This window comes from Mongoliitalea daihaiensis, assembly GCF_021596945.1.
Taxonomy (GTDB): Bacteria; Bacteroidota; Bacteroidia; order Cytophagales; family Cyclobacteriaceae; genus Mongoliitalea; species Mongoliitalea daihaiensis.
Genome location: NZ_CP063779.1, coordinates 3,679,792 through 3,703,315, shown reverse-complemented (window position 1 = coordinate 3,703,315; position 23,524 = coordinate 3,679,792). Strand labels below are relative to the sequence as shown.

Below are 23,524 nucleotides of genomic sequence, written 5' to 3'. Positions count from 1 at the left end.
CCAACTAATCAAATTTATTTAATTTATGTCATTGAAACACCAAGTTATAGAAGCCTTTGACCCCAATGGGGTAGGGGCGAGAGAGGGTATTTTTGGTCTCCCTTTTGATGAAACTACCGCAGATTTAATTCTAATCCCAGTTCCTTGGGAAGTGACCGTGTCCTATTCTTCTGGAACGGCTCAAGGTCCCGAAGCTATGTTTGATGCTTCTTTTCAAGTGGATCTTTTCCAAGACGATATTCACGATGCTTGGAAAATGGGAATTTATATGCTTCCAATTCCAGAAGCTATCGAAACAAAATCTTCTAATTACCGAATAATGGCCAGAAATTATATTTCATGGCTAGAAGGTGGGATGAATGAAGCTGATAAAGAGCGCTTTGTTGCAATTCCTCAACTGATCGACCAAGCATGTGCAGAAATGAATGAGTGGGTTTACGCACAAGTCAAGCACTACAGATCCCAAGGTAAATTGGTTGCATTGGTAGGTGGTGATCACAGTACTCCGCTGGGAATGATCAGGGCTTTGGCAGAGGAATATACTAGTTTTGGTATCCTTCAGATTGATGCGCATGCAGATCTTAGGAAAGCATATGAGGATTTTGAATATTCTCATGCTTCTATTTGTTACAATGCCTTAAAACTCCCTCAAATTAGCCGCTTAGTTCAAGTAGGAGTTCGCGATTATTGCCAAGCAGAAGCTATCATGGCTAAAGAGAATAACCGAATCCATACCTTTTATGATAAGGATATCAAAGAAGATATCTACGAAGGTAAGGCTTGGAAAATCATCTGTGATGACATCATTGAGCAGCTACCCCAAGATGTATATGTGACGATCGATATTGATGGCTTGGACCCTAAATTATGCCCACATACAGGAACTCCTGTGGCAGGGGGATTTGAAATGGAACAAGTCCTGTATCTAATGAAGCAGGTTGTACGCTCGGGAAGAAAAATTATTGGTTTTGATATCGTCGAAGTAGCCCCCGGGCCTGAAGGAGATGAATGGGATGGCAATGTAGGCGCTCGAGTCTTGTATAGAATGGCCAATCTCTATGGGGCTTCTCAAGGAAAACTGAATTTGAAATAAAAGGAAGCATTAGAAAGACATAAAGTGTCCATATACAAAAAGCCCCTTGATGATGAGTCCAGGGGCTTTTTTGTTTGAATGATTGTTATTTTCTTGAAAATAACGTAGAATTTTAAATCTATTGGTATGTAGAATGACAACGGATTTTAATTCTACATCTTTAAGGAAAGTGCAGCAAGGGGTGATTAATCTTTTTTCAATTCAATAAATATAATCCCATTTGCAACTGCACTTCCATATAAATTTCCCATAGAGGCTGCCCGCTCTCCCTTTACAATTTCTATAGTTTTAATTTTATTGGGATCAATTTTTTTGTTAAGATAATCTTGGGATTGGACAACGCCATCAATAACATAAACAGGCTGTTCTCTTTGAGTAGATTGAAATTTTACCCCTTGATCCAAATTAAGTGTACCTACGACCGAACCATTCAAATTGAAATTTCCGGGAGTAGCATCTTTGGGATCTTTTGCTCCATAGCCAAAAACCTTTATCTCAAAAGGATGTCCTGATGAGGCAGTTTGTTGAAGATCGGGCAAATTAAAGGCTATAGGCATTTGAACCTTGTACTCATTTTGATCACCATCGATAATCCAACGCTCACGATTTTGGCCCATGGTCCACATCACTTCTGAGTATAACTCTTTATTGGGTGTTTCCCGGATAGTAATTGATTTAATAAATCCATCTTTATCGAGTGTCAATTCTGTATGGACGATTCCTGAAACTCCATTTTTCCGTGATTCAGTTGGGTATTTTAGATTTCGTGTCAAAAAATCATTAAATGCATCACTTGGTCTTAATTCTGCTATCTTTTTCTCAGCAGATCCTTTATTGGGTGATACGACCGAACCGTTTAGCTGTTTGTTGCTAGCTTGATCTAATTTAAAACGGATAGGTAACCTCATTCGAACATTGACAGCTCGTCCTCTTTGAGTGCCGGGAATCCAATCAGGTGAATTTTCAATTAAGCGAATTGCTTCCCTGTCTAGTTCACTCATTACACCTCGTAAGAGTTCGGGATTTTTCACTTTCCCTTCACTATCAATTATAAATGCGACATATACATTTCCCTCTATACCCATACGCTGCGCAGCTTCAGAGTAACGTTTATTTACCTGTATGTACTCATAAAATGCTTCCATACCTCCCTGAAAGCTTGGTGGATTTTCTACCACATCAAAAACTGATGTAGGATCATTAAGATCCACAGCAATATCTTTCCCAATGATTTGGCTATTTCCAACAGGATTAGGATTAAAGAAGTCTAAGGAAGCTCGTGTTTCTCCAGGAATGCTTGGATAGAAATTAAAGGTGATTTGCGTCAATGAGGCGATTGCTTCGTCCTGAACGCGCGCTGCATTCCATTGACGGAAGCGCTCTTCCTTCAATAAATCTATGGCCTGCTGATCTAAGCCAGCCCCTATACTGTTTTTAATAATTACATCGGAAACTTTCCCGGTCTCTGTTACTACCAACTCAAGGGTCAACTTATCCAAAAGGCCTAAAGTTTGTTCTTGCTCAGGGATATCTAGCGCAGAGAGAAATTGTTTCTGCCACTCTACAAAAGGAATGCGTGGCTCAGCTTTTACATCTACCTGAAGAGGCGATCGAACACCAGGGTAGCTTTTGGTTAGGCGAGAATTATTTCGAAGGGTTTGAATCAGTCCTCTAACTTTGATATAATCCTCTGTTGATTGGATGTCAGAAAACTCGTATTGCAATTCCCCCAATTGAGCTACTAGCTTATCTCCCTGCAAAGGGCCTATAAACTCGTAATGTATCGGATTTTTAAGCTTTTTCACTTTTACTCCAAAACTGATAGAGTCCTGTGCCAACGTTAATTGTTGACTGAGGTCCTCTGTTTTGTTAAATAAGCTTTCCCCTGTAAAATGAATGGTAGGCTTTGTTTTCATGGCTACTAAACCCAAAAGTATGCCTGTCAATGGCAGCACCATAAAGGTTTTGAGCCAATTTTTTTTACCTGATTTCTTCATCATGATAATTCGTTTAAGTGTGGTAGATCGGATAAAATAATTGCCAATAGGAAGATCTACACCCTTAAATGCCATTTTCACAACTAATTTAGGATAGGTTTCTTTGGATGAAGTTTCTTTTAATACCCCTTCATCTGCAAGGTATTCATGTACATCTACTATGGATGATCTCATTAGATGAATAATGGGATTAAACCAAAATAGAATACTGAGTACTTGGTAATAAATAATATCATACGAATGATACTGTCGAATATGTATCAATTCATGTTTAATGATTTGTTGCTCTTCTTCTTTAGATAACTCTTGTGAATCATCCCAAAAAAGTTTGTTGAAATAGGAGAAAACTGGAGCTAAACCAAATGTTGGTATGAAAAAATAATTGTCCTTCAAATGAAAACGGGTTTGATACCAACCTCTTTCCTTTAATAATCTCAGTTGAATGTAACTCCAAAAAATCCTGAGTACTCCAATAGATATTGCGATAAGGTAGACAACTTTTAAGGTATCCAACCAAGTCCAAAGGGTTGGTAATTTTGTACTACTAACTGTAACTTCTGGAAGTCCAAAAGTTGCAACAACTTCTTCAGGCCCCTCCGTAAATGAAAGGGCCTTGAAGAAAGCAGTTTGTTCTAGTGATATATCTGGTTTTGCAAATTCAACCGGAATTTGAATCAGTGGAAAAACTAGTGCAAGTAAGGGTGTTAACAATAGATAAAACCGATTAAAAGCAAAGTTTTTTTCATTTCTGAGAAACACAACATACACTCCAAAAAAGAAGAGCATACAGAATGTGCTTTGCCAAATATAGTCTAGAAAGATAGCCATGAATTACTTCACTTCATCTTTGACTTCACTCAAGATTTTCTCCATATCTTTCACATCCAAATTTTTGTCTTTGGCAAAGAAAGAAGCAAGTCTTGAAAAAGACCCCCCAAAATAACCGGTTAATAAATTTTTGATCGTGAAACTTCTATACTCGTCTTTAGAAACGATTGGGAAGTATTCGTGTGATTTGCCATAAGCTTTGTGACTTACAAAACCTTTTCGTTCCAAAATCCTAACGATTGTGGAAACAGTGTTGTAGGCAGGCTTAGGCTCTGACATTTTTTCTAGGATATCTTTGACGAAACCTTTCTCGATATCCCAAAGGATTTGCATGATTTGCTCTTCAGCGCGTGTTAACTCTCTCATATTGGTGTTTAAGTTTAATAATGTCCGAACTTATCCATTTAGTTTCAAAAAAGCAAGCGTAGGTTGTAAATCTTTCTATTGGCAGGAATAAAATTAATAATTCTAATTTAGTTTTGCAAATAAATCGTTAGTTATTTTGCAATAAAAAAAACCTCCACAAAGGAGGTTGGTAAGAGTTTTTATGAGGTTAAGCGGATTTTAGTCGAATAACTCCTACAGCATGAAGTAACTTAACCATAGGATAAGTCGGGTCAAATTCATACCATTTTACGGCAAAGTTTGGTCTGTTTGGTAATTTATGATGATTGTTTTGAAATAATTCGCCTAACATCAATACATCCAACAATAAGCTATTTTTTGATTGATCGTTGTTGTCAAAATTTGAATATCCATATTTGTGACCACTCCAATTCACGATTGCGCCATGCATAGGCCCCATCATCAAATGTAGCGGCAGGAGTATATACATCCACATATGTGTACCAGCCAATTCGAACACAGAAATACTTAGCACATATATTAAAATGTAAACTACACTCCAACCAACTCTAGCGACCATAGAATCAGCGAATAAATCAAATTTGTTCCAATCTGGAACATCTTTTGAAAACCGCTCCTCTGGTTTTAGTTTAAACGTAAAATAGTCGTTGTAAATGTTTTTTGTTTTCCACATCATAGTAAACAAGTTTTCGGTATGATGTGGACTATGAGGATCTTTGGGCGTATCACTGTAGGCATGATGCATACGGTGCAATACTGCATATGCTCTTGGAGAAAGGTAGGAGCTCCCTTGACAAATCCAAGTAAATACATAAAAGAACCGTTCCCAAAATTTTGTCATAGAAAACATTTGATGGGCAGCGTACCGATGGAGAAAGAAACTCTGGCAAAACAACGAGAAATACCAATGCAGAAGAAAGAAAGCAATTAAAATCACTATTAATTAATTTTGAATGAATATATACAATACAAATATACTGTTTAGCCTTAATGTTTATAAATAATTTTTGTGAAACAGTATGAATATGTGACAAGATTCTTAATTTGGGGTATCAAATTATCAATTTCAAAAAAAAGTGAACTATGAGTAAGTCCTCCGATGCAGTTGGAATCCTAACACAACTTGTTTTGGGTGCTGTTTCTGTGATCATTACAGCATACCTGTTGCCAGGTGTTCATGTAGATGGTTTTGTTACAGCCATTGTGCTGACTGCTTTATTGGCATTGCTCAATTTGACAGTTAAGCCAATCCTAATCGTATTAACCATTCCCATCACCATTGTTACTTTGGGATTGTTTCTATTGGCTATAAATGCAATTTTAATCTTATTGGCATCCGAAATTGTTGGTGGTTTTGGAGTGGATGGGTTTTGGTGGGCATTGGCATTTGCATTGATTTTAAGTCTTATAAATTCCTTATTAGGAGTTTCTTTAGGAGCTAAAAACTAATTATTGAGGGATGGTTTGATCCCCTCGCCTAATGTAATATGTTTCTCTACCTGCAGCGTTTTTGTGCAGATGCTTCATTCCTGTTTTAGGTACTTTGACAATGAGTACATAGCGTTCTTCCATTTCAACATCTCCGTCCCATTGTTCCATTTCATATAAATCATAAAGCAGGGGTATTGGAGGGGAGCAAAATTCTTCAGAAGCCTTGTCTAGCATATAGGTTTCTTCTTCTCCATCTATGCCTATAATCTGTCCCTTATCTGAAACGCCGATTAAAATTATACCTCCATTGGTATTTGCAAAAGCCACCAATGTTTTAGCAATTTTCTCTGAATTAGTGATATGTAATTTAAAATCAAGCGTTAAGCCTTCGGGTCTTTTTAAAAGTGACTCTACAAATTCAGAATTTTTTTTTGGTAAAAGCATTTTTTATTTCAAGTTTATCTATATATTAATGTATTGATTCAGTCCTAGGGAATTTATTCCGCATAATCTGAGTTGCCTATTCTTATATAACCCATATATTGACAAATCACCAGTAGTAATTGTTATGAAATTATCAAATGAAGGTTTTGATCCTAAAGTAATTGCTTCTTTGAAGCAAGAACTAAAAGAAAACAAGAAATTGTTTAAACTAGTAGACTCAGATGAAAATACAGATGAGTTTGTGAACTTTTATTTTCTAGGTATGCATGAAGGGAAGGAAGTGATTTATGATGCTGCCTTGTACACACTTCGCCTGCATCATGCATCTGAGGTGTATGAATTGGCAGAACATATGGCTGCCAAAAAGTTTCCAAACTTCAAATCTATCAAATATGAAGAGGATGAAAATGGAAATTTAAAACCTCTAAGTAGTGAAGAGGAGGAAATAGGCTGGTTTATCACTGAAATCATCATGGACATCGAAGAAGAAGAATCGGTAAAGGTTCAGGAGTTTGTAGACATCGATACTAACCATGATTTTGGTATAGGCTTAGATGCTGCTTTAAATGTGGAGTTTATTGATGAGAGCGTAGTAGGTAATTTTATTAAGCAGTTTAATGAAGATACTCTTAAATTGGACGATACGCTTTATTCTTTTCAAACAGAAGAAGAGGAAGACTTAGAAACACCTTAATTAGATTTTCCCAAACAAATAAATTTCCAGCTTGTTACCAAACAAGCTTTTTTTATGTATGCTTAAAATTGCCTATTCAGATTTATATTGTCATCCATTGCCTGATGGCCACCGCTTTCCAATGGAAAAATATATGTTGTTGCCAGAACAGCTCCTCTATGAAGGGACTGTGACGCAAGATAACTTCTTCGTGCCCGAAGCCATGGCGTTGGATTGGATTTATCAAACCCATCAAGAATCCTATGTCCATAAACTTTTTAAGTTAGAGTTAACTAAATCTGAAATCCGAAAAACAGGATTCCCTCTTAGTAGACAATTGGTTGAACGTGAAATTCATATTATGAATGGATCAGTGCAAGCAGCATTGTTTGCCAAACAATATGGAGTTGCGATGAATATTGCTGGTGGAACTCATCATGCGTTTAGTGATCGGGGGGAAGGTTTTTGTTTGTTGAATGATATTGCCATCGCCGCCAATTATTTATTAGCTCAAAAACTCGCAAAGAAAATTCTAGTAGTTGATTTAGACGTGCATCAAGGCAATGGCACAGCAGAAATATGCGCAAGCAATCCTGCTGTTTTTACCTTTAGTATGCATGGAGCAGCCAACTATCCCATGCACAAAGAACGGTCTGATTTGGATATTGGCTTGCCCGATAAAATAGATGATGCGGCTTACTTGAAGATTTTGAAAGAAAATTTTTACCCATTGGTGGATCAATTTGAACCTGATTTTATAATTTTCCAATCTGGAGTAGATGTATTGGCCACGGATAAATTGGGGAGATTGGGTTTAACCATGCAAGGGTGTAAAGAACGAGATAGAATCGTCTTAGAAGTAGCCCACAATAATAAAATACCTATTATGTGCTGTATGGGAGGAGGGTATTCGGAAAAAATTAGTCACATCATCGAGGCACATGCCAATACCTATCGATTAGCACAGGAAATGTATTTCTGATATGAAAAAGTTGAAAAAAAAGTGGATGATTTATGCGGTTGGAGGGATTCTTCTGCTTGGATTTGGGTTTAGCCTCATGGGAGAATCCTTAAGCTGGAAGATCTCTGATGAGGGTTTTTGGGAGTGGTTTGGGTTAGGTACCTTGGCCTTAGCTATCATCATGGCTGGTTTATCAGTATTTGGTCAGGCAATTGTTTTCAAAACAAGGATAGACTTAAAAAAAGAGTCAGCCAAGAAAAAGAAACGTTAACGGAATTTAACAAGATTGAAAGTTTTCAAACTTTGACAAACAATTACTTTGTTTATATTTGCGTCCTATTGACAATTAATCAAAATATCGTGAGAAAATTAGTATCTGCATTTGGCTTGCTGACCTTAATGGCAGTTGCCCTCGTAAGTTGTAAACAAGGTTCCGAGAATACTACAGCTTCAACTTCCCCTGAAGGCACGCCTTCTGAAACTGCTATGACAGACATAAAAGTGGCATATGTAGTGACAGACAGTTTGATTGCCAAGTATGAATTTTTCAAAGAAAAATCAGAAGAAATTACTGAGAAGGGTAGAAAATTTGAAACTGACTTAAGTTCACGTGCAAGAGGTTTTGAACAAGAAGTAGCCAACTTTGAGCAAACAGCTGGTTCAATGACTCAAAATCAAGCGCGTGCAAAACAAGAAGACTTGATGAAGAAGGAAAGAAATTTAATGACTTTCCGTGATAACTTAATGCAGGAATTATCTGCAGACGAGTCCAAGTTATACAGTGATGTTTATGATCAAATTCAAGAGTATTTGACTAGCTATGCAGAGGAAAATGGTTTTGAAATGATTTTATCCTACACAAGAGGAGGGGCTATTTGGTATTCCAACAAGGCCTTAGATATTACAGATGAAATACTTGAAGGTTTGAATAAAAAATATATTGGTTCAAAAACTCCTACTAAATAAGAGTTTTATACCTTTTCATAAAAGCCCCACTTTACCGGTGGGGCTTTTTTTGTCACCTAATATTTGGTACTTTTGCAATCAAATTAAAAAACTAACCCATGAAAATTACGGAGTTTCTGAAACACAACTACAGGCATTTTAATGCAGCTGCTTTGATAGATGCTGCCGAAGGATATAAAACCCATTTGGATAATGGTGGTAAAATGATGGTAACTCTTGCAGGTGCCATGTCAACAGCTGAGTTGGGGATTTCATTGGCTGAAATGATCCGTCAGGATAAAGTTCAAATTATTTCTTGTACAGGTGCTAACTTGGAAGAAGATGTATTTAACCTAGTTGCACATAATTATTATGAAAGGATTCCAAATTATCGGGAGCTTTCTGCAGAACAGGAACAGGATTTGTTAGATAGACATTTAAATCGAGTAACCGATACATGTATTCCAGAAATGGAAGCGATGAGGAGAATCGAAAATGTCATTTTGGAAGAATGGATGGCCGCCGATCAGAAAGGTGAGCGATATTTTCCACATGAGTTTTTCTACAAGATTCTTCTTTCTGGTAAAATGGATGAATCCTTTCAGATAGATCCCAAAAATTCTTGGTTGCTAGAAGCAGCAAAGAAAAATTTACCAATCATTGTTCCAGGATGGGAAGATTCCACATTGGGTAACATGTATGCAGGTCACGTGATTGCAGGAGATGTGAAGAATGTTCACACGGTGAGAAGTGGTATTGAATACATGATGTTCTTAGCAGAATGGTACACCGAAAATGCTACTGATGATAGCACTATAGGATTTTTCCAGATTGGTGGTGGTATTGCAGGAGATTTTCCAATTTGTGTGGTACCTATGTTGCATCAGGACCTTCAAAGAGATAATGTTCCATTGTGGGGGTATTTCTGTCAGATTTCTGACTCTACCACCTCTTATGGCTCATATTCTGGTGCTGTGCCTAACGAGAAAATTACCTGGGGTAAACTTGGGTTAGAAACTCCTAAGTATATCATTGAATCCGATGCTACTATAGTCGCTCCGCTTGTGTTTGCGATAGTACTGGACCAATAAAAATGATAAAAATTATCTTTTCTTACGTATTCAAGAGAGCAAGAGGTATTTTTCCTCTTGCTTTCCTATTTTCTGGACTTGTCATGGGACAAGAATTCCAGTCATTGAAAGTGCTCAATTCGCCCTACGATGAAAAACAGCCAGTCTTAGCACCTGATGGCACACTTTATTTTTCGGTAGGCTTCCATCCCGAAAATGTAGGGGGATTCAAAGATTATGGGGATATCTGGATGTCTTCGCCTGCTGCTAATGGGGAGTGGTCCAGCCCTGTTCGAGTACATGACCTGAGTACGGAAGGAAATGATGTAATTATAGGGTTTCCAGATATCTTGACCGTATTTGTCTATCATAGTGAAGGTACTTACGGAAGAGGAATTCATCAATATACAAAATTTGGCAGCTCTTGGAATTATCTTCGACGCTTATCTATTGAAAATTTTAAACCAGAAGGTTCCTATTTCAGTGGTAGACTAGATGCTACCAATACTTTGATGCTTCTTTCCTTCCAACAACAAGGCGGTTATGGAAACGAAGATCTTTATATCATTCGACAGATCAGGGAAGGCGTTTGGTCAAATCCCCAAAATTTGGGTGAGGAAATTAATAGCTTTGCACAAGAACAAGGACCTTACCTTTCCGATAATCAGGAATATATGTTTTTTTCTTCCAATAAGTCTGGTAATGGAAGAGGAAAGGATATTTATGTAACACAACGATTGGACAGTACTTGGTCCGAGTGGGCCACCCCTAAACCCTTAAAATTGGCATCTACCCAAGGTTCGGATTTATACTACCTACCACTCCAACTAGAAGAAAAGAAAGCAATTTTTTCAACTACTCAAAACTCTGAAGGTTTCGGTGACTTTGTGTTGGTTACCTTGGAAATGGAAGATGAAATTTTTGCAGAAAATATGGGAAGAATAAAAAATACATCTAATTCTAATGTAGCCGTAGCAATAGATGTTTCTGAAAAAGATTCTGTAAGCAATCGGGTGGTTCAGGAAGAGGGAGCAGATCTTCCAAAAACTGATGATTTTAATGAAAAATCTACGGGAAAATTCATTCAAGTGCTAGACTTAAATGAGCTTACACCATTAACCTATCAGCTTACGTTGATTGGTAAAAGAGGAGAAAAAGTAACACTGGCAAAGGTTTCAGAAATAGACTCCATGCTTAGCAATTCCGTGTGGGAAAGTATATTGATTCAGTCAGCTTCTTATATCCCTAAAGAAGTTGCAGCAGAAAGTTGGAATGAATTGGATGATTATACGTTTTATTTGAGCAAAGCTGCACCGGGTAATTCTTTGGTATTGAATAATATTCAATTCAATGTAGGCACCGCTGATTTTGCTGACAGTAGATCCATACAAGTTTTGGATAATTTATTGGAATTTTTGAATGAAAATCCAACCATAAAAATCCGTTTTGAAGGACATACCGACAATTATGGAGATCCTATGCTGAATAAAGAGTTGTCTCTAAAACGCGCATCAAAAATTCGTGCCTATCTGACCTTACATGGAGTTGAGTTTGAAAGAGTCCGTATATCAGGATGGGGTGGAACCAGGCCTAGAGCTGATAATTCTACTGAGGAAGGCAGGCAATTGAATAGGAGAGTAGAGATGCTTATCGAGAAATAGGGGAGTAGGTGGTAAGCAAATCATAGGCGATCACCTACGGTTCAGGTTCTTTTATGAACCTCTACTTTCATTTACACATTTCATTGAAACTTGGTTTCTTGCTTCCAGCATATTGACCGGGTATGCCTTCAATTAAAACAGAAATTCTAAGTCAAACGCTCTCAACCCAAAGTTCCAGCTTCCTTTTTTCCGATTTCGACAATTTTTCTTGTAAGTGCCAAGATTTTGATGGATTCCATTTATATTGGTACTGTTCTTAGAAAATAATCCATTTGTATGAGTGAGCGGAGAAAATTGACACTGAAAGATATTGCAAAAGAATTGGGTATTTCAATTTCTACGGCATCTAGGGCATTAAAAGCTCATCCTGACATTGCCGAAGAAACTATTCAACTGGTAAAAGATTATGCAGCAAAACATAATTATGTACCCAATATCATAGCAGTAAATTTCCGCAAAAGCAGGACCAAAAATATCGGCTTGATTGTGCCAGAATTGGTTCATCATTTTTTTTCTACAGTTATCAGTGGAGCAATAGATGAGGCTAAAAAATCAGGTTACAATATACTTGTTAGTCAATCAAATGATCATCTGACAGATGAAATCATTGCTTGTAGGACGATGATGGCTAGCAGTGTGGACGGTCTTTTGATTTCTATTTCCAATGAGACTTTTGAGGGAGATCATATTTTAGAGTTCGTTGATGAAGGCAAGCCTGTCATTCAATTTGATAAAGTTTTAGAGAAATTGTCCATCCCTCAAGTGATCGTAGATGATTTTGAAGGGGGGTATCAAGCCACCAAGCACTTGATTGAAAATGGTTATTCCCGCATTGCCCATATAGCAGGAAGAAAAGATGTGCTGAACGCTTGTGAGCGTCTAAAGGGTTACAAGCAAGCACTAAATGATCATCAGCTTCCTGTTTTAGAAGAGTACATCATCCATTGTGAATCGATTTCTGAGGAGGAAGGAGAAATTTTTATGGATCGATTACTTGCACTACCCAATCCTCCGGATGCGGTATTTTGTATCACTGATTTGGTAGCTTTGGGAGTTTTTAAAACCCTTAAAAAGCGAGCAATCCGAATTCCAGATCAGGTTGCGATTGTTGGCTTTAGTAATTGGAAGCTAGCTGAAATCGTAACACCTAGTCTGACCTCAGTTGATCAACACGGCTACAAAATGGGGGTAGAGGCTATCCGAATGTTAATTCAAAAGTTGGATAATAAAGAGTATGAAATTCCGGAGAAGATAGAATTAAAAACAGCTTTAGTTATCAGAGAATCTTCTGTTAAATCCACTTAAAAATTTGGTAAAGATTTCTTAACATTTGTATCTAAAAATCTGTGTAGTTGCCTATCTTTGTGATGTCATAAAGGAGATATGGAAACAGCATTCACGTTGATATTCTTAACCGTAATATATGCGGCAGTAATTTTGTCTTTTTTTCCTGAGAGATATTCTAAAAAGCTGAGTCATTACTATTCCCATCACAAAAGTCCAGGTTATCAAAAAGTATCTCTTTCTGGACCTATTTTCTTTTCTTTATTGATAGGATATACGATCGCATCTACCATGATGTATTTCATTATTCAATAAAGCAGTTACTTCCTCTCTGTATTTCAGCCTTTTCTTAAGGTAGAATAGAAATTTATTTAAAATCCATCCTAAATTCTGAGGGTTCTGTGGGTTTGTATCGTCGTTTTTTTTAACTTGGCTATGTACTAATCGTTACTTTTTGTGAATAAGAAACAGACATTGAAGATTATTCAAGAGGAAAAATGGCTTCAGCCTTTTGAAAAAGAGCTGGGAGCTCGGAATATTCGCTACCAAAATAGTTTAAGCCAGATACAAAGCCATTATGGCAGCATTCTGGAGTTTGCCAGAATCCATGAATATTATGGGATACATTTTGATACTATTCGAAATGGGTGGACTTACCGAGAGTGGGCACCTGAAGCCAAACAGTTATTCTTTATGGGAGATTTTAACGGATGGAACCGGTATTCTCACCCTATGAAAAGGAACCATAGAGGAGATTGGGAAATTTTTCTTCCTCATGGACAGTATCAGGAGTCTTTTGTGCACCAAGGAAAAGTGAAAGTTCATGTAGTATCTGATCGGCACGAACTCGACCGAATTCCAGCCTATATTCGTAGAGTCATTCAAGATGAGCGTACGCATGATTTTGCAGGGCAATTGTGGTTTCCTGAGAAAGCTTTTTCCTGGAAGGATCACAGTTTTGACTCAAAAAATAACGTCAAGCAGCCAATTATCTATGAATGCCACATCGGAATGGCTCAAGAGAAAGAAGGTGTAGGTACCTTTTTGGAGTTTGCCGAGCATATTTTACCAAGAATTAAAGCGTCGGGATATAATACCATTCAGATGATGGCCATTATGGAACATCCGTACTATGGTTCTTTTGGGTACCATGTGTCCAACTTTTTCTCACCTACTTCAAGATTTGGTACACCAGAAGAGTTAAAATACTTGGTCAATACCTGCCATGAGATGGGTATATCTGTTATTATGGATTTGGTGCACTCTCACGCAGTTAAAAATGTTTTGGAAGGCTTAAATGAGTTTGATGGTTCTTTTGATCAATATTTTCATCCTGGTAGTAGAGGTTACCACGAAGGTTGGGATTCAAAACTCTTTAACTATGGAAAACCAAATGTTCTTCAATTTTTGCTTTCCAATATTCGTTACTGGCTAGAAGAATTTCATTTTGACGGGTTTCGTTGGGACGGCGTCACCTCCATGATATACCAACATCATGGACATGTGAGCTTTGGAGATCCGTCTGCTTATTTTGGAGATGGAGTAGATGAAGATGCTGTAGTGTATTTGCAGTTAGCTAATCGCTTGATTCATGACTTTTCATCACAGGCCTTATCGATTGCAGAGGAAGTATCAGGAATGCCTGGACTTTGTAGACCTCAAGAAGATGGGGGGATAGGTTTTGATTTCCGTTTAGGGATGGGGATTCCTGATTTTTGGATTAAAACGCTCAAACATAAGCCTGACGAACACTGGGATATGTTTGAGATGTGGCATGAATTGACCAACCGTCCCAAAGGTGAAAAGACTATCGCTTATGCAGAATCCCATGATCAGGCGTTGGTCGGAGATAAATCCATTGCTTTTTGGTTAATGGATAAAGAAATGTATTTTTCAATGTCTAAGCTTCAGCAGAGTTTAGTGGTAGATCGAGGGATCGCTTTACATAAAATGATTCGTCTGATCACAATTTCCTTGGGAGGGGAAGGATATTTGAATTTCATTGGGAATGAATTTGGACACCCTGAATGGGTAGACTTCCCAAGAGAAGGAAATAATTGGAGTTACCAATATGCCCGAAGGCAATGGTCTTTAGTGGATACAGAGCATTTACGCTATCGGGATTTAGGTAAGTGGGATGAAGCTATGATCGATCTGATATCAGATTATGAAGTTTGTGCTGCAGCTCCTGCTACACAGTTATATTTAGATGCTGATAAAAAAATAATTGGTTACGAGCGGGCAGGTTTAGTGTTTATTCATTCTTGGAATATCTCAGAGTCAATTTTCGGTTTTGAACTTCCTGTTCCTTCAAAAGGGACCTATCACTTGATTTTAAATTCAGATGATGAAGCATTTGGAGGATTTGGAAGGATCAAAGAAGAACAACATTATACGACGGATATCGATCAAAAAATCCACATTTACCTACCAAACCGAACATCTTTAGTTTTTCAAAAGCTATAAAAGAAGCGAACCCCTCAAAAGGGGTTCGCTCAAACAATGACAATCATCAACTAAACTAAAGAGAAAAGCCTTACTCTCCGTATGAGCAGTAGGTTAATCCCCCGTCATTGCATTTGCTTTCACTAACGACGAATAAAAAGAAAAGTTGTCATAAATTTGGTGAACTGTATATGCTTTTTATAAATGGTAATTTTGCATGCATTTAATGAAATATTTGGTCAAAAGATTCTTTCAGGTTTGGTGTGTAGGCTTTTTGCCTTTTTTGGGGTCTCTCCACGCCCAAACGATTTGTACACCTGAAAATAAATTAGCTGTTGAAAGAATTTCTCAAAAAATGGATCAGCTTCCTGAAGAATTATCTGATCGGATTACTGCTATAGGTGAATTTTTTCTGAATACTCCTTATGTAGAAAAAACCCTAGAGATAACAGATGATGAATCGTTGATAATCAATATTTTGGGGTTTGATTGCACTACATTTGTTGAATCTGTGATAGCTCTCAACAGAAGTAGGGATTTGTTAAAATATGGAATAGGACCTTTTGAAAATGCACTTACGTTTGTTCGCTACCGTGCAGGTGTTAGAAACGGTTACCCTTCCAGACTTCATTATTTTTCAGATTGGATGAGTGATGCAGTTGCTAAAGGTGTGCTTAGGGATATTACGCAAGATATAGGAGGGGTCAAGTACCCAAATAAACCCACATTCATGAGCGAAAACCCTCAGTTTTACCCACAATTGGCAAATGAATTCAATCTCAATGCCATGAAGATGATCGAGAAAGGGATTGCTGAACAGACGTATTATTATATTCCCAAAGATCAGGTACAAAGTATAGAACATAAGATTAAAAATGGAGATTTAATTGCAATCACCGCCAGCATGGCCAATTTAGATATGGTACATGTGGGGTTTGCAGTTCAAAAAAATGGAAGAATACACTTACTCCATGCAAGCTCAAGCTCTAAAAAAGTGGAGATATCCGAAAAACCACTTCACGAATATCTCCAAGCCACCAAATCCCAATCAGGTATCATGGTGGGTAGACTTAGGCCTTGATTATTACTGTGTGAATTTTTTGGATCGGTAGGAGGGATTAGGGTAGGTATAAAAACCTTCTCCAGTTTTCTCACCTAATTTCCCTGCGTCTATGTAAGTTTTAAGAAATGATGCAAATTTTTGGGATGCACCATCCCTTTGATTACTTGTCACATGCCAAGCAGTATCCAATCCAATGCTATCCAAAATTCCAAAAGGACCCATCGGCATGTGGAAATTTACCATCCAAGACCGATCAATGTCCTCTATGCTTCCGATATCTTGGGTAATCAATTTACCAGCTGCACCAATAAATGCCATTAACATGCTATTGAAAATATAGCCAGGGTTTTCTTTCTTTACGAAAACAGGTACTTGCTCCAAGCTCCTTCCAAAATCCATAAGTAGAGGAATTAAATCTGGATCAGTTGTAGGATGTGGCATGATATCCACTACTTTAGAGTAAAATACATCATGAAAATGGAGGGCACAAAATTTCTCCGGTCTACCGCTGATTTCTGCAAACATGGACGGAAGCATGTAAGATGTATTGCTAGTGAAGATGGTTTTTTCTGGAGCAATCTTTCCAAACAATGTCCAGACTTCTTTTTTCACCGCATAATCTTCTAATACACTTTCATTGATGATGTCTGCATCTTGTACTGCATTTGCAGGCATATCCGTGAAAATAATTTCTTGAATGGCGTTCAATCCTGCATCCGCTTCTAAATTGGCTGTTTTTGCTAGTTGATGGACTATTTTTTGCATCCATTCTTTGGACTTTTCCAAAGCAGATGGATTGATATCATAGACCCGGACTTTATACCCTGAAAGTGCTGATTGCAAGGCCACTCGAGTGCCCAAAGTGCCAGCTCCTAAAATACATACGTTTTTGATTGTCATATGGTGTGATTTTGAATACTGTTCAATGCTTTATTCCCGGCAGCTTTGACCACATGGATCAAACCTGCAAAACGTTCATCTTGAGCAAATCCAAGAGTATAACGTTTATATATTTGTTGAGCGATTACGCCTACTTTAAACAAGCCAAAGGCATAGTAAAAGACCATATCCACAGGATTTTGATTCTTTTTTTCAAAATAATAGGCAACTACTTCTTGCCGGCTCATATTTCCGGCCGCATGGCTGATATTGAATAACTTGAGAATATCTTCATCGTCATCTTCGGCCCAATATGCTAAGCTTGTGCCCAAATCCATCAAGGGATCTCCTACTGTAGCCATTTCCCAATCCAAGACAGCCTTGATCTCGGGACTATCAAAAGAGGAAAGAATCAGGTTATCATACTTAAAGTCATTGTGTATAAAGGCAACTTCCTCCTCTTTTGGGATATTGTTGTTCAGCCAATCAGCCACAGCATTCATTGCTGGTAGTTCATTTGTTTCTGATGAAAAATAACGCTCCACCCAGCCGTGTACTTGTCGGGCTACATAACCATCCGGCTTTCCCAAATGAATCAACCCTGACTTATGAAGTTCTAATTGATGCAATTGTACCAAGCAGTCTATGGAATGTTTCGATAGTTGGGCAAAAAAGGTGGTGCTTTCAGTCGTTTCTGTGGGGATTCGGTTGCGCAAAATAGGACCTGTAACTTCTTCCATTATAAAAAAAGGGGCACCTATGATGGAATCATCTTCACATGCTGCTATGGGTCTAGGGATTTTGTTATATCCAGCCTTCGCAAGGGCTTGAAGGATGCTGTATTCCCTAAGCATATCGTGTGCTTTGGCGATCTTTAAACCTAAGGGAGGCCTTCTCAACACCAAATTAATTGCAGGACTTTGAATCCGGTAAGTCAAATTAGAGTATCCTCCTTTAAATTGAGTGATTGATAAATCTGAACTGGAAATTTGAAAATTTTCCTTCAAATATGTCTCTATTCCCTCTACTCCAAGCGGTAGCTTATTCATGGTTTGTATACTTTTTGAGTATTTGACGTGCCAAAACAGACTTATGAACTTCATCTGGCCCATCATAAATGCGGGCGCCACGCTCATGTCTGTACCAGAAAGAGAGAATGGTATCATCAGTGACCCCAAGTGCACCATGAACTTGAATGGCATGGTCCAAGGTTTTCATTAAAATGTCCGATACATAAAATTTAATCGTAGAAATATCAATTTTGGCAGCTTTAGCTCCTTCTTGTTCGATTTTTTCAGCTGTCTGTAAAACCATCAATCGGGCAGCTTTGACTGATGCAACAGCTTCTGCAATCCAGTTTTGAATGGTTTGCTGCGAAGCGAGGTTTCTTCCAGGATCTAGATTTCTAGCCAACGCACGTCTACACATTAAATCTATTGCCCGCTCACAAATGCCGATCCAGCGCATACAATGGTGGATTCTCCCGGGGCCTAGCCGTTCTTGAGCCAATGCGAAACCAGCTCCTTCTTTTCCAATGAGGTTACTGGCGGGAACCCTGCAATTGGTGAATTTGACTTCTCCGTGAGACATATAATCTTCACCTACATCACCCATGATGGGAATATTCCTCAGCAATTGATAGCCGGGATTATCCAATGGTACCAAAATCATGCTTGCCCGCAAATAAGGATTGGGGTTTTCTGGATCAGTCAATGCCATCACGATGGTAAATGTCGCACCATCGGCTGCAGTAGTAAACCATTTATGACCATTGATGACATAGGAGTCTCCATCCTTAATAGCTGTTGTGGATAAATGTACTGGATTACTCCCTGGATTTTGAGGTTCGGTCATCGCAAAACAACTGCGTATGGAGCCTTCTTGTAACGGTTTGAGGTATTTTTCTTTCAACTCAGCAGATGCAAATTGATGCATCAATTCCATGTTTCCGATGTCTGGCGCTTGGCAATTGAATACATAATGACCTAAAGGAGACATTCCTAATACTTCTGATATAAATGCAAATTCGACCAAAGACAAACCTAAGCCTCCTTCTTCAACGCTTAAATGAGGAGCAAAGAGGCCTTGCTCTTTGGCTAAAGCGCGAAGATGTTTCAGCGTTGGAAGAGCCTCTTTAAATGAACCATAGACGGCGGCCTGTTCTAGCGGGTATAAATGTTCTCTTACAAAATCCTCATATCTGGGGACCAATGCATGTATCCGTTCTGAATTACTTAAATATTTGATATCCATTTTTTTAAATTGTAAAACCTCCATCCGCAGTAAATACACTTCCTGTTGAGTATGCAGAGGCAGGAGATGCTAAAAAGAGACTCATGGCAGCTATCTCCTCGCTGGTTCCTACACGCTTGATCGGTAAAGACTTCATCATATGAGCCATAATTTTGTCATTGCTCCAAAGTGCTTCGGAAAACTTGGTCTGGATCAAGCCTGGACAAATAGTATTGACACGGATATTGGCAGCGCCCCATTCTTTGGCATATACTTTAGATAAGGAAATCAAAGCAGCCTTACTTACCGAATAAATCCCCAAGCCAGTTTCTGGAGATAGTCCGCCTATGGAACTGATGTTAATGACGGATGGATGGGAGGACTGCCGAAGGTATGGGAAACAGAGATTCATCAAATGGAAAGGAGCTTTCACATTTACATCCATGATTTTATCAAATGCTTCCAAGGATGTTTCATGAACAGGTCCGAAAACGGGGTTAGATGCAGCATTATTTACCAATACATCGATTTCACCATAGGCAGCAATGGTTTTTTGGACTAAATTTTCCAATTCTTCCATATTGCCCACATTACAAGCAATCCCAGTCGCTTCATACCCTTTGTTTTTGAGAAGTTGTGTCATTTCATCCAAAGCCTCCTGTTTACGGCTGCTAATGACTACTTTGGCACCTGCGGCTGCAAACATTTCTGCTATCGCAAAACCAATGCCCTTGCTTGCACCTGTAATAAGCGCTACTTTTCCTGCCAAGGAAAAAAGAGAAGATAGATCCATAGATATTTGGGTTTATAATATATGTATGCCCTAAGATAGGAAAAACTAGCTTTTTTGTAAACCTTCCTTAAAAAATATTCTGCATACCGAGTATTTTTTTTAACTTCAACATTCAAAATTTATCCAATAAACTCAATCGAAGTGTACAATGCTTCTTGAACTACCATTCAGAGGTTTTTGCACGTATAAGCCAATTTACAAATGAAACAAGTAGTATTTAATGAAACAGGCATGCCCCTGGATGTATTGAAAATGGAAGAAGCGGACATGCCTACTCCCAAGCCTCATGAAGTACGTATCCGTGTCACAGCACGCAATATCAATCCTTCAGACATCATGTTTGTAAGAGGAATGTATGGGATTACTCCCAAACTACCTAGTTCTGCGGGTTTTGAAGCTGCGGGTATAGTCGAAACTGCGGATGCAGAAAATAAGATTCCTACTGGTACGCGAGTAATCTTTACGGCCATCGGTACTTGGAAGGAGTTTGTATGCGTTCCAGCTGCAATGGTTATCCCTACCCCCGCTGGAATTACGGATGAAGTGGCTTGTCAAGCATTCGTTAACCCCTTAACTGCTTATGGCATGCTAGAAAAATCTGGTTTGAAGGCTGGAGAGTGGTTGCTGGTAACTGCAGGGGCTTCAGCTTTTGGAAAGTTGGTTATTCAGTTGGGGAAAAAGAAGGGTATTAAGATAGCCTGTACGGTTAGAAGAGACGAACAAAAAGTACTTTTGGAAGAGATGGGAGCTGATTTGGTCATCAATACAGAAAAAGAAAAACTCCAAAAAGTGATTATGGAAAAAACTGAAACAGGTGTTTCGGTGGTGTTCGATGCTGTAGGGGGAACTTTAGGTGCTCGGGCAATGGCTAGTATGAAGCCAGGTGGCCGTATGATGGTTTTTGGCTTGCTGAGTTTGGAAAACATTCCTTTAAACTCAGGCTTATTGATTTTCAAAGATTTAAAAGTCGAAGGATTCTGGTTGACTACATGGATGGAGAGTTTGACTCATGAAGAAAGAAATACAGCCTTCAAAACCGTTTTTGGAATGCTCTTATCCCAGCAAATGAAAGTAGATGTGGATGCGGTTTACCCCCTAGAGCAATTTGCAGATGCCATTCAGGCCTATGAAACTGGAGGAAGGAATGGAAAGATCATCTTATCTAGTCCAGCTGAATAGATGATTAAGCGCATAGTTAAATAGTTGATTAAGTGATTAGTAAGTTGGTAAGTTTAATCCTGCTTTTTTATTTAAGGCAGGGTTAAACTTTTTGAAGGGTTACTTTATCTATTGATGATAGCTGATTTTCAGACACTATTTTAAGAATGAACATTCTCAATTTCTGAAAATTTGCAGGTCATTTGTTTCTTTTTTCTCATCAGTAGCATGTAAATCACTTAATGTCTTGTCCTGAAATTACATGACACTTTTTTTAGAATAATTTCCTTATTTACACGCCACCAATATATCGCCGATCCTGTTTACCAAAGGTAGGAGGCATATTTCCACTTTATTTTCGTGCTAGCATATTTCCTTCTCTATCCCTAACAATGTCTTGTACCCATTCAATCATAATACGCCTTCCTCCTTCATCCTTTCCGATAAGCTACCAAGCAATCCCATAATCTTCTCCATGATTGCTGGAACCACCCCATAGCGTCCCGTGCTTCCAATCAAACCATATGGCATTCAATGGACCTGATGTGCGTTCTTGGAAATCCATTTTGTATCCCCGCTTGCGCAAATCGTTACGAATCCAAGCTGGAATGGCATTGTTAAGGGTAATTGACCCAGGTTTAATTTCGTGTGCGCCAAAGGAAGATTGCATTTGATAGCTGTGAATGTTAGCAGCTTCGGAGGCTTCCTGTACCGTCATTCCGAACTCAACGATATTTAAAAATAACTGTAGCAAATCTTGATCTTGGGTATCCCCGCCTTGGACGGCAAAAGATAGGAAAGGCTTTCCATCTTTCAATGCCATTGAAGGTGTCAAGGTGACTCTTGGTCTTTTACCTGGTGCTAACAGGTTATAAGGATTCAGTCGTTCATCTAGGACCCATGACTGCATGCGCTGACTCAAACCAACACCTGTATTACCAGCAATCACTGCGGGAACCCAACCACCAGAAGGAGTGATTGAAACGACCCAACCCTTTGCATCTGCGGCCTGTATAGAGGTAGTTCCAGATTGGAATTCCAGCAGGAAAGGATCCTCTGGGCCTGAAACTGGCAGTTCGGATGCATGCAATGCCAAGGTTTCTTTTCTTTTTTCCAATAAATGTACAAACGGATTTTTACCATTCTGATAAGGATAGGGGTCACCCGGTCCAATGGTGGGATCATTATTTTCCTGAATCAATTGGGCTCGCTCCTTGGCATATGCTTTAGAGAGTAGTCCTGTCATAGGACTTTTGGGCTCGAATGCTGGATCCCCGTAGTAAAAATCTCGATCAGCAAAAGCCAAAGACATGGCTTGGTAAAGGGTGTTGATATAAGTGGCAGAATTGTACCCCATGGATTTCAAATCAAAGTTCTCTAAGATGTTTAAAGATTGAAGCAGGGCAGGACCTTGCGTCCATTCTTGTAATTTGTACACATCTATACCTTTGTAATTTACCGATAGAGGTTCTTCAATTTTGACTTTCCATTGAGCCAAATCAGCCATAGTAAATAATCCACCTTGTTCACGGGTAGATCGTACAATTTCTTCCGCAATATCTCCTGTATAAAATCGCTCATAAGCAGCATAAATAGCCTCTTTTCTGTTTTTCCCGCTCGATAGTGCTACACGCTCAGCTTCGACTAGTTTTGCTAAGGTTTGGTATAAATCCTCTTGAACAAAGAGTTCACCAGCCTGTGGAGCTTCACGTTTTTCTCCTAGATGAGGCAAAAAGATTTTTTTTGAATAAGGCCATTCTTTGATTCGTTCCTTATTACTTTCAATAGCATTAGCAGTTTGGGCTTCGATGGGATACCCTTTGGCTAATTGCATGGCAGGTTTTAATACTTGTTCCAAGCTCATGGTGCCGTATTCAGCTAACATGGTCATCAATCCACCGGGTGTTCCTGGGGTAGTAGCAGCCAAGGGGCCAAAAGCAGGAGGATAATCCATACCTTGGGACTTAAAGAAATCAATGGTTGCTCCTGTCGGGGCTACACCCATGGCATTGATAGCAATGACTTTTTTGAGTTCAGGATGATAGATTAAGGCTTGGGTTTCGCCACCCCAACTCAATACGTCCCACATAGTAGCTACCGCAGCCAACATCCCACAGGCGGCATCTACGGCATTGCCTCCTTGTTGGAAAATCATGGACCCCGCAGTTGCCCCGAGTGGCTTTCCTGTTATAGCCATCCAT

The 23,524-nt window shown here is 38.8% G+C and carries 22 protein-coding genes; 13 read left to right on the top strand and 9 right to left on the bottom strand.

Annotation, left to right across the window (positions count from 1 at the left end):
- The first annotated feature begins 25 nt into the window (after positions 1–25).
- Positions 26–1,093: an agmatinase family protein gene (locus IPZ59_RS15845; protein ID WP_236137022.1), complete on the top strand. Its 1,068-nt coding sequence runs from the start codon at positions 26–28 to the stop codon at positions 1,091–1,093.
- Between the two features lie 185 nt (positions 1,094–1,278).
- On the opposite strand, the gene IPZ59_RS15840 is transcribed toward IPZ59_RS15845, so the two are convergent.
- The 3 genes from IPZ59_RS15840 to IPZ59_RS15830 all read right to left on the bottom strand — a co-directional run bounded on the left by IPZ59_RS15840 (position 1,279) and on the right by IPZ59_RS15830 (position 5,221).
- The gene (locus IPZ59_RS15840; protein WP_236137021.1) at positions 1,279–3,918 is read right to left on the bottom strand and encodes a TonB family protein; all 2,640 of its coding nucleotides are present in this window, start codon (positions 3,916–3,918) and stop codon (positions 1,279–1,281) included.
- Positions 3,919–3,921: 3 nt separating this feature from the next.
- Positions 3,922–4,284, bottom strand: coding sequence for a BlaI/MecI/CopY family transcriptional regulator (locus tag IPZ59_RS15835; protein ID WP_236137020.1), 363 nt, complete (start codon positions 4,282–4,284; stop codon positions 3,922–3,924).
- Between the two features lie 187 nt (positions 4,285–4,471).
- On the bottom strand, positions 4,472–5,221 hold the full coding sequence (locus tag IPZ59_RS15830; RefSeq protein WP_236137019.1) for an acyl-CoA desaturase: 750 nt from the start codon (positions 5,219–5,221) through the stop codon (positions 4,472–4,474).
- Between the two features lie 146 nt (positions 5,222–5,367).
- On the opposite strand from IPZ59_RS15830, the gene IPZ59_RS15825 reads away from it, so the two are divergent.
- Positions 5,368–5,733, top strand: coding sequence for a phage holin family protein (locus IPZ59_RS15825; RefSeq protein WP_236137018.1), 366 nt, complete (start codon positions 5,368–5,370; stop codon positions 5,731–5,733).
- Here IPZ59_RS15825 and IPZ59_RS15820 read toward each other — a convergent pair whose 3' ends face one another.
- Complete coding sequence (locus IPZ59_RS15820; RefSeq protein ID WP_236137017.1) at positions 5,734–6,159, bottom strand: AlbA family DNA-binding domain-containing protein; 426 nt, start codon at positions 6,157–6,159, stop codon at positions 5,734–5,736.
- Positions 6,160–6,283: 124 nt separating this feature from the next.
- Between IPZ59_RS15820 and IPZ59_RS15815 the strand changes: the two genes are divergently transcribed.
- The 10 genes from IPZ59_RS15815 to IPZ59_RS15770 all read left to right on the top strand — a co-directional run bounded on the left by IPZ59_RS15815 (position 6,284) and on the right by IPZ59_RS15770 (position 16,279).
- Positions 6,284–6,853, top strand: a complete 570-nt coding sequence (locus IPZ59_RS15815; RefSeq protein ID WP_236137016.1) for a hypothetical protein — start codon at positions 6,284–6,286, stop codon at positions 6,851–6,853.
- Between the two features lie 58 nt (positions 6,854–6,911).
- Positions 6,912–7,814: a histone deacetylase family protein gene (locus IPZ59_RS15810; protein ID WP_236137015.1), complete on the top strand. Its 903-nt coding sequence runs from the start codon at positions 6,912–6,914 to the stop codon at positions 7,812–7,814.
- Position 7,815: 1 nt separating this feature from the next.
- The gene (locus IPZ59_RS15805; RefSeq protein WP_236137014.1) at positions 7,816–8,064 is read left to right on the top strand and encodes a hypothetical protein; all 249 of its coding nucleotides are present in this window, start codon (positions 7,816–7,818) and stop codon (positions 8,062–8,064) included.
- Positions 8,065–8,153: 89 nt separating this feature from the next.
- A complete protein-coding gene (locus tag IPZ59_RS15800; protein ID WP_236137013.1) occupies positions 8,154–8,759 on the top strand; it encodes an OmpH family outer membrane protein in 606 nt (201 codons plus the stop codon).
- A 98-nt stretch (positions 8,760–8,857) separates the two neighbouring features.
- A complete protein-coding gene (locus IPZ59_RS15795; RefSeq protein WP_236137012.1) occupies positions 8,858–9,829 on the top strand; it encodes a deoxyhypusine synthase family protein in 972 nt (323 codons plus the stop codon).
- Positions 9,830–9,831: 2 nt separating this feature from the next.
- The gene (locus IPZ59_RS15790) at positions 9,832–11,469 is read left to right on the top strand and encodes an OmpA family protein (RefSeq protein WP_236137011.1); all 1,638 of its coding nucleotides are present in this window, start codon (positions 9,832–9,834) and stop codon (positions 11,467–11,469) included.
- 276 nt (positions 11,470–11,745) lie between these two features.
- Positions 11,746–12,774: a LacI family DNA-binding transcriptional regulator gene (locus IPZ59_RS15785; protein WP_236137010.1), complete on the top strand. Its 1,029-nt coding sequence runs from the start codon at positions 11,746–11,748 to the stop codon at positions 12,772–12,774.
- A 78-nt stretch (positions 12,775–12,852) separates the two neighbouring features.
- Positions 12,853–13,068: a hypothetical protein gene (locus IPZ59_RS15780; protein ID WP_236137009.1), complete on the top strand. Its 216-nt coding sequence runs from the start codon at positions 12,853–12,855 to the stop codon at positions 13,066–13,068.
- A 141-nt stretch (positions 13,069–13,209) separates the two neighbouring features.
- On the top strand, positions 13,210–15,219 hold the full coding sequence (locus tag IPZ59_RS15775) for an alpha-amylase family glycosyl hydrolase (RefSeq protein WP_236137008.1): 2,010 nt from the start codon (positions 13,210–13,212) through the stop codon (positions 15,217–15,219).
- 196 nt (positions 15,220–15,415) lie between these two features.
- Complete coding sequence (locus tag IPZ59_RS15770) at positions 15,416–16,279, top strand: N-acetylmuramoyl-L-alanine amidase-like domain-containing protein (protein WP_236137007.1); 864 nt, start codon at positions 15,416–15,418, stop codon at positions 16,277–16,279.
- 3 nt (positions 16,280–16,282) lie between these two features.
- Here IPZ59_RS15770 and IPZ59_RS15765 read toward each other — a convergent pair whose 3' ends face one another.
- From IPZ59_RS15765 to IPZ59_RS15750, 4 genes are read right to left on the bottom strand one after another with little or no spacing between them, the layout of a single operon-like run.
- The gene (locus IPZ59_RS15765; RefSeq protein ID WP_236137006.1) at positions 16,283–17,161 is read right to left on the bottom strand and encodes a 3-hydroxyacyl-CoA dehydrogenase; all 879 of its coding nucleotides are present in this window, start codon (positions 17,159–17,161) and stop codon (positions 16,283–16,285) included.
- Positions 17,158–18,189 (bottom strand): phosphotransferase family protein, encoded by a 1,032-nt coding sequence (locus IPZ59_RS15760; protein ID WP_236137005.1) that lies wholly within the window; start codon positions 18,187–18,189, stop codon positions 17,158–17,160. The genes IPZ59_RS15765 and IPZ59_RS15760 overlap by 4 nt, the downstream gene beginning before the upstream one ends.
- The gene (locus IPZ59_RS15755) at positions 18,182–19,393 is read right to left on the bottom strand and encodes an acyl-CoA dehydrogenase family protein (RefSeq protein ID WP_236137004.1); all 1,212 of its coding nucleotides are present in this window, start codon (positions 19,391–19,393) and stop codon (positions 18,182–18,184) included. The genes IPZ59_RS15760 and IPZ59_RS15755 overlap by 8 nt, the downstream gene beginning before the upstream one ends.
- A gap of 4 nt (positions 19,394–19,397) precedes the next feature.
- Positions 19,398–20,165, bottom strand: coding sequence for an SDR family NAD(P)-dependent oxidoreductase (locus IPZ59_RS15750; RefSeq protein ID WP_236137003.1), 768 nt, complete (start codon positions 20,163–20,165; stop codon positions 19,398–19,400).
- A gap of 201 nt (positions 20,166–20,366) precedes the next feature.
- Between IPZ59_RS15750 and IPZ59_RS15745 the strand changes: the two genes are divergently transcribed.
- Positions 20,367–21,344: a zinc-dependent alcohol dehydrogenase family protein gene (locus tag IPZ59_RS15745; protein WP_236137002.1), complete on the top strand. Its 978-nt coding sequence runs from the start codon at positions 20,367–20,369 to the stop codon at positions 21,342–21,344.
- A gap of 427 nt (positions 21,345–21,771) precedes the next feature.
- Here the strand turns inward: IPZ59_RS15745 and IPZ59_RS15740 are convergent, their stop codons facing one another.
- Positions 21,772–23,520, bottom strand: a complete 1,749-nt coding sequence (locus IPZ59_RS15740; protein ID WP_236139821.1) for a gamma-glutamyltransferase family protein — start codon at positions 23,518–23,520, stop codon at positions 21,772–21,774.
- Between the last annotated feature and the right edge of the window lie 4 nt (positions 23,521–23,524).